Origin of the sequence: Mangrovivirga cuniculi (genome assembly GCF_005166025.1) — a bacterium.
Taxonomy (GTDB): domain Bacteria; phylum Bacteroidota; class Bacteroidia; order Cytophagales; family Cyclobacteriaceae; genus Mangrovivirga; species Mangrovivirga cuniculi.
Genome location: NZ_CP028923.1, coordinates 781254 through 790000 on the forward strand (window position 1 = coordinate 781254; position 8747 = coordinate 790000).

The following is an 8747-nucleotide window of genomic DNA, read 5'->3' on the forward strand; positions in this document are numbered from 1 at the left end:
AATGATCAAAGTTGTTTAATTAATTGGTTGTTGGTTGTTTCTGGTTTTAAATGATCGGTAGGATGAGTTTTTTTCATAAATAGCCCTTTAACCGCTCCTTTAACTATTGCATTTGCATGTTTAAATTCAAATTTTGAAAGTTCCTGTATAAGGTTTTTTGGCAGTGCTATAAATAAGAAAAACGAAGCTCCGAAGATCCAACGCCACCCATGATTATTCCTTCTCATGAACAATAACCGGTTACGTGTAAGATAATAAGTTTTGAGTGGATTTCCTTTACCTACAGTGACAGATTCCTTATGAGTAACTTCAGATAATCCAATATAGAATATTTTATAGCCCTTTCTTTTTGCCTTTTCACACCAATCATGTTCTTCATAGTACAAAAAGAAGATTTCCGGCATTAAACCTATATCATCTACAACCTTTTTTGGGATCAACAATGCGCATCCATGTGCAAGGTTAGTTTCATATATGGTATCGTATTGCCCTTCATCTTTTTCCAGATGACCGATTGATCTGCCACGACCTGTAAGGGGATGGATAGCAGTTGCTCCTGCATATTGAATTAAGTTATCCCCTTCCTGAAATTTTATCTTGGGAGTCGCCATTCCGAGATTAGCGATCGAAGTGGCATTATTGATTAGTGGTTCTAAAAATCCGGGTTTTAAAACTGTATCATTATTTAACAATAGGATAAATTCCCCTGAAGCTTTGGAAATACCCAGGTTATTGCCTCCTGCAAAACCGAGATTTTCATCGCTGTTCAAAAATATAATTTCAGGATAATCAACCTTGATTGAATTTGATAATTTTGGGTCACTTCCATTGTCGACAACAATAGTCTCGAGATTAGGATAAGTGAGTCCTCTAATATAATCAAGAAATTCACGTGTCATCAATTCCTGATTGTAATTGACCGTGATAATACTGACTTTAGGAAAATTTCGCATAAAAAAATTAGACGTTATCTTTTTGCAGTAACGCTGGTATAGTTTTTAACATAATACCAATATCAAAAAGTAAAGAAGATTTTTTTGCATAGGCAACATCAAGAAGCATCCGTTCTTTTTCAGACATATCAGCTTTTCCCCTTTTGGTCACCTGCCAAAGGCCGGTAATTCCGGCAGGAGCGTCAAATCGCTTTGCCCAAATATCTATTGTCAATTGCTCTGCTTCATAGAGTGGCAACGGTCTGTTACCAACTAATGACATGTCTCCTTTCAATACATTAAATAACTGAGGAAGCTCATCTAAACTTGAGTTCCTCAAAAACTTACCAAATTTTGTAATTCTGGGATCATTACTAATTTTAACAAACGATCCTCCGTCATTATATTGGTTTAGGTGCTTTAATTTTTCAAGTTCTTTATCAGCTCCAACCCTCATAGATCTGAATTTGTAAAAATCAAAAATCTGATAGCCGGATCCTGCTCTTTTGGATATATAAAATATAGGTCCTTTAGATTCGAGTTTAATAATTAAGGCAACCAGAAATAGTATTGGGCTGATCATTAGAATTATAAATCCGGAAACTAAAATATCAAAAGAGCGCTTACCTAATGGAATATTAGGTTTTTTATGAAAAGTGATTGAACCCTTTTCTTCTTCGGTTTCTAATAAAAGAGATTTATATTCTTTGAGAAACTGGATGCGATAAACGAGATCTTCAACTTTTACTTCTGAGTCGTAATAATCGTCTACTCCAAATTTAAGAGCCTTTTCTTTATCTTTGTCATTAGGTTCTGATGATAAAAGAATAAATGGAAGGTGCTTGAAGTAGTTATTTACTTTTAGGCGATTAAATAGGGAAAAGGCAGCATCATCAGGTAAATCAGCATCACATATTATAGCAGTTGGTAATTTATGGCCCTGAATCAATTGCTCCTCCAACCATTTAAATGCTTTTGAAGGTTCATTTAGAGCCAAACCGTCATAAGCATAATTCACCATTTGCTGGCAAATAGCAATACCATTAAATCCTATGTATAAGATTATATTCCTTTTTTTTGTCTTAGGACTTATAAATGATTCGTTTGAGGGTAAAGTCTGATTAGTTAAAGAATCATTAATAGTAAAACTATGCATAGTTGCCTATTTTATTATTACCAGTTAGCTCGTGAATTTCTTTAATAAATACTTCCGGATTAAAAGGTTTTTGATAGAAGCTAATGGCTCCGGCTGCCAAAGCTTTTTCCTTTTCTTTTTCATTATCATAACCTGATAACATCACAACAGGGATTTCTTTGAATAGTCCACTTTTTTTCAAGTTCTCTACAAAGACCCCTCCGCTCAATTGCGGCATATTGACGTCAGAAATAATCAAATCGGGCTTATTGCCTGTATTCAGCCATTTCAGGGCTTTAAGCCCACTCGTTTGCGTGAAAACATCAAAATCTTTACCCAACAGCTTTTCCAACAACCAGCATATACTTTTATCGTCGTCAATTACAAGTATTTTTTCTTATTGCTATTCATAAAAAATTCTCTGTTTGCCTAAAGTCTAATTCTTCTAAAACAATAAATAGTTAAATTTTTAGCCTGTCTTATAATTGATCGGATGTTAAAAATATAAAAAAGGCCAGACAAAAACTAAGCATAATGCAAAATTATTTCAAAATAATTATAAAACAACCTTGTATTACCGATTAGTAAATTGTAATAATTTGAGGAATAAATATAAATCTTCGGTAATGAATGTTATTATTTATAGAATAAAATTGAATAAATCTATTTTAGGCACTTAGTGATAAGAATATGATATTATTCAGACCTTATAAAGGGAGGAAATTTCGAAAATTTAATTTTTAACGAGGGAAAGTGCTTTTCTGATATTCTTGATGCTGATCAACGGATTAGACGGATTGATATCGATCAACAATTCTTCTGCAAGATCTTCATCTCCAATATTATTATTGTTACTGATATTAAATAATTGATGATCATAAAAATCAGCAGCATCTCTATATAAATGAAAAATAACTCCACCTATTTTTCTTTTTGTCGTAAACCCATTTTTTATTTGCATCTTTACAACTTTATTTTTCAAACTTCTACAATAACGATGAATAAATACTCTTTAAGGTTGCATGTACGGATCAGCTTTTTATTCATAGGAATCATATTCTCCTCTTGTAATGAGCCTGTTCCTCCAGAATATACCGGGATTGAAAATATTGTTGTTGAGGAAATCAATTCTGAATCGGCAAGATTAACCGGTGATGTAATACTGATGAGTGAAGAAAAGATTTCATGGAATATCAGAGATGTTGATATAGATGTTTTTCAGGATAATAGAACGGTAGGAAACTTAAAAATTACCGATAAATCTAAAATCGAGTTCGGTGAGAATACGGTTCCAGTAATCCTGAACATTAATTTGAAAGAAGTAGGAAAACTAAACAGCTTATTAAGTTTATTGGTTTCAAAATCAATCACAGTAAGTCTTAAAGGGAATATTAAGGTAGGCAAGTTTGTATATAATAAGGTATTGCCAGTTGATGAGATAATAGAATTTCAACTAGAAAAATAAGATATAAATGAATGTTCAGATCGTTCAAACAGCAAATGATATTAAAGAATGGCTTTCTTTTCCTTTAAAATTATATCATGGAGATGATAATTATATTCATCCATTAAATAATGATGTTGAAGAGGTTTTTGACCCGAACAGGAATAAACTTTTAAAAGGGGGAGAGGCAATACGCTTTCTATTAAAATCGAATGGTGAAGTAGTTGGACGAGTTGCAGCATTTTATAATGACAGGCTGGCCAAAAAAGGTAATAAGCAACCAACGGGAGGATTTGGCTTTTTTGAATGCATAGATGATGAAAAAGTCGCTTTTAAGTTGTTTGATATTTCTAAAGAATGGCTAAAAGAAAAAGGGATGGAAGCTATGGACGGTCCGATCAATTTTGGTGACAGGGATCGGTTCTGGGGTTTGCTGACAGATGGATTCTATCCTCCAAATTATGGTATGTTATATCATAAGAAGTATTATCAAAAATTCTTTGATGATTATGGATTTAATGTATATTTCAATCAATATACTTATTACCGAATAGTTAAAGGCAAGAGCTTTGATGATAAGTTTTACAAAAAAGCCAAGCTGAATATCAATAATCCGGATTATACTTTCAAGTATCCTGATAAGGATGAAATGGATAAAGTGCCGGAATACTTTTTGACAGTATATAATAAAGCCTGGGCCGGACACAGCGGTGTGAAACCAATGGATATTCGCCAGGCAAAAATGATATTTAAAAAGCTTAAACCAATTCTTGATCGCAAGTTATTATATTTTGGTTTTTATAAAGGAGAGCCAATCTCATTTTATATAAGTGTACCGGATATAAACCAAATATTCAGAAAGTTCAATGGTAAATTTGGTCTTTTACAAAAATTACAATTCCTCTACTACCGATGGAAAGGGATAATTGATAAATCTTTGGGTTTGGTATTTGGAGTTGTGCCAGAGCACCAAGGTAAAGGCATTGAGGCGGCTATGACTGTATCATATTCAGAATTGGCATTTTCAGAAGAGTATGAATATATAACAACCGAAATGAACTGGATTGGAGACTTTAATCCTAAGATGATGCGAGTTGTGGAACAAATTGGAGGAGAAATTTTAAAAACGCATAAAACTTACAGGTATCTTTTTGATCAGAATGCTGAATTTGAAAGGATGCCATACAATTAATAATATAAAATTATGTCTAAGAAGTACGATGTATTCGGCATGGGGAACGCCCTTGTTGATTTTGAGTTTGAAGTTGATGATACTTTCTTTGTTGATAATGGAATTCAAAAAGGACTAATGACATTAGTTGATGAGGAACGACAAAACTTTTTGATGAATGTTCTTCATAATATACCTGCCAAAAAACAATGCGGGGGTTCTGCAGCTAACACTGTTATTGCATTGAGTCAATTTGGTGGCAAAGGTTATTATTCTTGTAAGGTGGCAGGAGATGAAACGGGTAATTTTTACGCGGAAGATTTAAATGAGAACGGAGTAGATTCTAATCTTGATCACCAGGAACAACCAGATGGTATTACCGGAAAATGCCTGGTAATGATATCTCCCGATGCTGAACGAACGATGAACACATTTCTTGGCATCACCGCCGAGTACGATTCTTCAAGAATAAATGAAGAAGCATTAGCTAATTCTGAATACCTCTATATTGAGGGATATTTAATTACCGGACCAGATAGCAGGAAAGCCATCAAGCACGCTATGAGCCTTGCAAGAAAGCATGACACTAAAATAGCTATTACATTTTCTGATCCTGGTATAATTGCTGGTTTTAAAGATTTTTTTATGGAGCTTTTAGACGAGCCAGTTGATATGCTTTTCTGTAACGAAGCTGAAGCATTAAGTTTTACAAGTACTGATAATATTATTGAGGCCAGGGAAGCTCTTAAACCTTTCGCTAAAAACTTCGCAATAACACAGGGTAAAAACGGAGCTATCATTTATGATGGATTAACCTATATTGATATTGAACCTTACCCTGTTGATGCAATAAATACAAATGGTGCCGGGGATATGTTTGCCGGAGCATTTTTGTATGGTTTAACACAAAACCATGGATTTGCTCAATCTGGTATATTTGCTACATATGCTTCTTCTCAAATAGTTACTGTGATGGGACCAAGACTTGAAATGAGTCACGCCAGAGAAGTATCCAGAAAAATTACAGAATTATAAAAATAAAGGCCGGGAACACCGGCCTTTTATTATTAAAATTCTTTTTTCAGCCATTTTTTAAACATTTCTTTTTGGTCTTTACTGACAGAATCATTTTTTTCAATTTTATACCAATCATAATAGGTTTTACCATCGCTGGTCAGTGAGGTCTCATATTCAATGCCGAACCTTTCATATTTTAGGGTTAGTGAATCCTGATCTTTGTCAGAACTTAAATATTCAGCTAAGTCTTTGCTTTTATTTTCTATACTGATGATTTTATCACCGATCATTAATTGCGATTCTGCAGGACTTCCCGGCGCAATTGCAATTATTTTACCCGAATTATCAGGTGATAATCTAAACCCGAACTTTCTTTCGTTGAGCAATTGAGAATGTTGTTGTTTCAATTTACATCCAACATGTGATAGAAGTGGATTTAGTATGTTTTCTATAGGAATTGTCTGGTGATATAGGGTATAAAATTCCTGAGACACATTTTTGGCATTGACATTGTTCAATATCTGTAAAATATCATTTTCTGAATATCCTAACGATGTTTTGCCAAACGCTCTCCATAATTCTCTCACAGCATTATCAAGACTTTTTTCACCTTTAGTATTTCTTAAGATCAATAAGTCTAACGCTAAAGCCGAAAGACATCCTTTTACATAAATGGATACTTTTCTTCCCGGAGCTCTGTTCCTGTATCCATCTACCCAAAGATCGAATGAAGAATCACTTAATGAACTGTGTTTTCTTCCTTCATTTTGAAAATGTCGTTTACACATTTTGTTAATTTCTTCCAGAAATTGTTCAGTAGAAAAAACATCAGAAGTAGCAAGAATTTTATCACCATAGTATGTAGTAAATCCTTCAGTAATGTATCCGGTCTTATGGTAGTTTTCTTTCGAAAGGTCATATGGCATCATTTCTACCGGTCGGATTCGGCAAACATTCCATGCGTGGAAAAGCTCATGGGAACTAACGCCTAGCAGGTCATTATATTTCGTGCTTTCAATTTCTTTTTCCGGACCTAATATGATTATGGTCGAGACATTATGTTCGACACCATGGTATGCCTGGAATGGTAATCCCAGGATCAGGAAAGTATATTCTTTAAAAGGAAATTCTCCAAAAAGGTCGAGATGTTCTCTGGTAAACTTTTCAAAATCATTTTTCCAGTTTTCAGGATTTGAATTTTCTCCGCAAAAAGCAATTTTGAATTTTGTTTCATCCACATAATACTCAGAAAAAGATATCTTTTCAGAAGCAAAAAGAGGTGAGTCTATTAATTCATAATAATTTTTTGCAATTAATCTCTTATCAGTGACCTTTAAGCTAGTTGCAATTTTGAAAGATACTGGGATGTTTAGGTGTACTTCAATTTCTTCTTCTTCTAATCCTGAAACTCTAAATGCAAAATTTATAAAATTGAGATATATTAGTTCAGGAGTCAACCAGCTACCGCCACCGTCCGGCTGAGCGGCATAAAATTCATACTTTATTTCTAACTCTTCAGGAGTATGATCTATTTCCCAGGTATTTTTATCAGATTTATTAATTGATAAATCTTCTCCATCTTTATCAAAGGCTTTTACATTTCTTATATAAGACGCGTATTCAGCCATTTCATATCTTCCGGGTCTCCAGCCTGCTAAAGACAAATTCAGATGTTTTGAACTATTGTCGCTTATTTTTAATGAAATACTTAACCAGTGGTTTAGAGGTTGCTCAGAGGAAATATTGTATCTTTGCATGTAGAGTTTTTTTATTTTATAAGCAATATACATTTGTAATTATAAAAAAGAAACTTATCTTTGCAGCCCAAATTAATAAAAAGATACAATGAAACGCACATTTCAACCGTCCAGACGAAAGAGAACCAACAAGCACGGATTCCGTTCTAGAATGGCATCTACTAGTGGTAGAGCTGTGTTGGCAAAGAGAAGATCAAAAGGAAGAAAGAAGTTATCCGTATCAGACGAGAAGACTCATAAATAATGATTTAAAGTGAGCCTAAGCTCATTTTAGGTTTAGTCGATATATGACTGATCGACGTTACACTTTATCAAAGAATGAACGTCTTTGCGGTAAAAAGAATATACAGGAACTTTTTAACGAGGGTTCCTCTTTTTATTTTTTTCCTTTCAAAGTCTATTACAGTTTTAACAAAAATAAAACTGAAGGGGATCATTGTGCCTTATTTACAGTGCCAAAGAGGCTTTTTTCTAAAGCAGTAGATAGAAACCTACTAAAAAGAAAAATTAAGGAAGCCTATAGACTGAATAAACCACAGTTTTATAACATCCCCACATCCAGACCGATCAATATTGCGTATATTTATACTGCCAGGAAAATGTTAAATTATTCTGACATTGAATCTTCAATGATTCGATGTCAAAAAAAACTGGCTGATAATATCTTAAATGCGCAGAACGATGAAGAAAAAAATTAAATATTTCCTCCTTTCCTGTCTGGTGATTTCAATTGGGTTTTTCTCATTTACCCCAACTAACACTTATTTCGAGATTCAGAAGAACCTCGACATTTTTGCTACTTTATATAAGGAGCTAAATACCTATTACGTAGACGAAGTCACTCCGGGGACAACCATAAAAGTTGGGATCGATGCAATGTTGTCTTCTTTAGATCCCTATACTAATTATATTCCGGAAGAAGCAATAGAAGAATACAGAACTCAAACCACCGGTCAGTACGGTGGAATAGGGGCTATTGTTGGAAATCGGGATGGCAAGAGCATTATTGTAATGCCTTTTGAAAACTCGCCCGCAAAAGAAGCCGGACTCAAAGCCGGAGATGTGATCACCAAAGTCAATGGAATTAGTATTGATAACAAAAAGCAAGATCAGGTGAGTACTTTGTTAAAGGGGGAAATTGGTAAAATGATTACACTTACAGTTGAAAGATATGGAAGTGATAAACCAATTGAAATAGAAGTTGAAAGGCAGAGGATCACAGTAGAAAACGTTCCATATTTCGGAATGGTAGATAACAGTGTTGGTTATGTCAAATTAACAGACTTTACCG

Annotated in this window: 11 protein-coding genes (1 of these 11 only partly in view); 6 read left to right on the forward strand and 5 right to left on the reverse strand. The window is 34.0% G+C overall.

Annotated elements, in window-relative coordinates; all coding sequences use genetic code 11:
- Positions 1-5: 5 nt before the first annotated feature.
- From DCC35_RS03530 to DCC35_RS03545, 4 genes are all read right to left on the reverse strand, one after another.
- The gene (locus DCC35_RS03530) at positions 6-953 is read right to left on the reverse strand and encodes a glycosyltransferase family 2 protein (protein WP_137089495.1); all 948 of its coding nucleotides are present in this window, start codon (positions 951-953) and stop codon (positions 6-8) included.
- 7 nt (positions 954-960) lie between these two features.
- Positions 961-2088: a sugar transferase gene (locus DCC35_RS03535; protein ID WP_246070134.1), complete on the reverse strand. Its 1128-nt coding sequence runs from the start codon at positions 2086-2088 to the stop codon at positions 961-963.
- Positions 2081-2458, reverse strand: coding sequence for a response regulator (locus DCC35_RS03540; RefSeq protein ID WP_137089496.1), 378 nt, complete (start codon positions 2456-2458; stop codon positions 2081-2083). The genes DCC35_RS03535 and DCC35_RS03540 overlap by 8 nt, the downstream gene beginning before the upstream one ends.
- A 342-nt stretch (positions 2459-2800) precedes the next feature.
- Positions 2801-3028, reverse strand: coding sequence for a hypothetical protein (locus DCC35_RS03545; RefSeq protein ID WP_137089497.1), 228 nt, complete (start codon positions 3026-3028; stop codon positions 2801-2803).
- A 36-nt stretch (positions 3029-3064) separates the two neighbouring features.
- Between DCC35_RS03545 and DCC35_RS03550 the strand changes: the two genes are divergently transcribed.
- From DCC35_RS03550 to DCC35_RS03560, 3 genes are read left to right on the forward strand one after another with little or no spacing between them, the layout of a single operon-like run.
- Complete coding sequence (locus DCC35_RS03550) at positions 3065-3532, forward strand: hypothetical protein (RefSeq protein ID WP_137089498.1); 468 nt, start codon at positions 3065-3067, stop codon at positions 3530-3532.
- A gap of 7 nt (positions 3533-3539) precedes the next feature.
- Positions 3540-4703: a hypothetical protein gene (locus tag DCC35_RS03555; protein ID WP_137089499.1), complete on the forward strand. Its 1164-nt coding sequence runs from the start codon at positions 3540-3542 to the stop codon at positions 4701-4703.
- A 12-nt stretch (positions 4704-4715) separates the two neighbouring features.
- The gene (locus DCC35_RS03560; RefSeq protein ID WP_137089500.1) at positions 4716-5717 is read left to right on the forward strand and encodes an adenosine kinase; all 1002 of its coding nucleotides are present in this window, start codon (positions 4716-4718) and stop codon (positions 5715-5717) included.
- 32 nt (positions 5718-5749) lie between these two features.
- Here DCC35_RS03560 and DCC35_RS03565 read toward each other — a convergent pair whose 3' ends face one another.
- On the reverse strand, positions 5750-7456 hold the full coding sequence (locus DCC35_RS03565) for a M61 family metallopeptidase (protein WP_175402703.1): 1707 nt from the start codon (positions 7454-7456) through the stop codon (positions 5750-5752).
- A gap of 88 nt (positions 7457-7544) precedes the next feature.
- On the opposite strand from DCC35_RS03565, the gene rpmH reads away from it, so the two are divergent.
- The 3 genes in view from rpmH to DCC35_RS03580 are tightly spaced (at most 43 nt apart) and all read left to right on the forward strand, a layout consistent with a single transcriptional unit that may run on beyond the window.
- Positions 7545-7700 carry a 50S ribosomal protein L34 gene (gene rpmH, locus DCC35_RS03570; protein WP_137089502.1) on the forward strand — a complete coding sequence of 52 codons (156 nt, stop codon included), beginning with the start codon at positions 7545-7547 and terminating at the stop codon, positions 7698-7700.
- Between the two features lie 43 nt (positions 7701-7743).
- Positions 7744-8154, forward strand: coding sequence for a ribonuclease P protein component (locus tag DCC35_RS03575; protein ID WP_137089503.1), 411 nt, complete (start codon positions 7744-7746; stop codon positions 8152-8154).
- Positions 8138-8747 carry the start of a S41 family peptidase gene (locus tag DCC35_RS03580; protein WP_137089504.1) on the forward strand. Its footprint extends 1043 nt past the window's final position, so the window shows 610 of its 1653 coding nt (coding positions 1-610); it begins with the start codon at positions 8138-8140; its stop codon lies beyond the right edge, outside the window. The genes DCC35_RS03575 and DCC35_RS03580 overlap by 17 nt, the downstream gene beginning before the upstream one ends.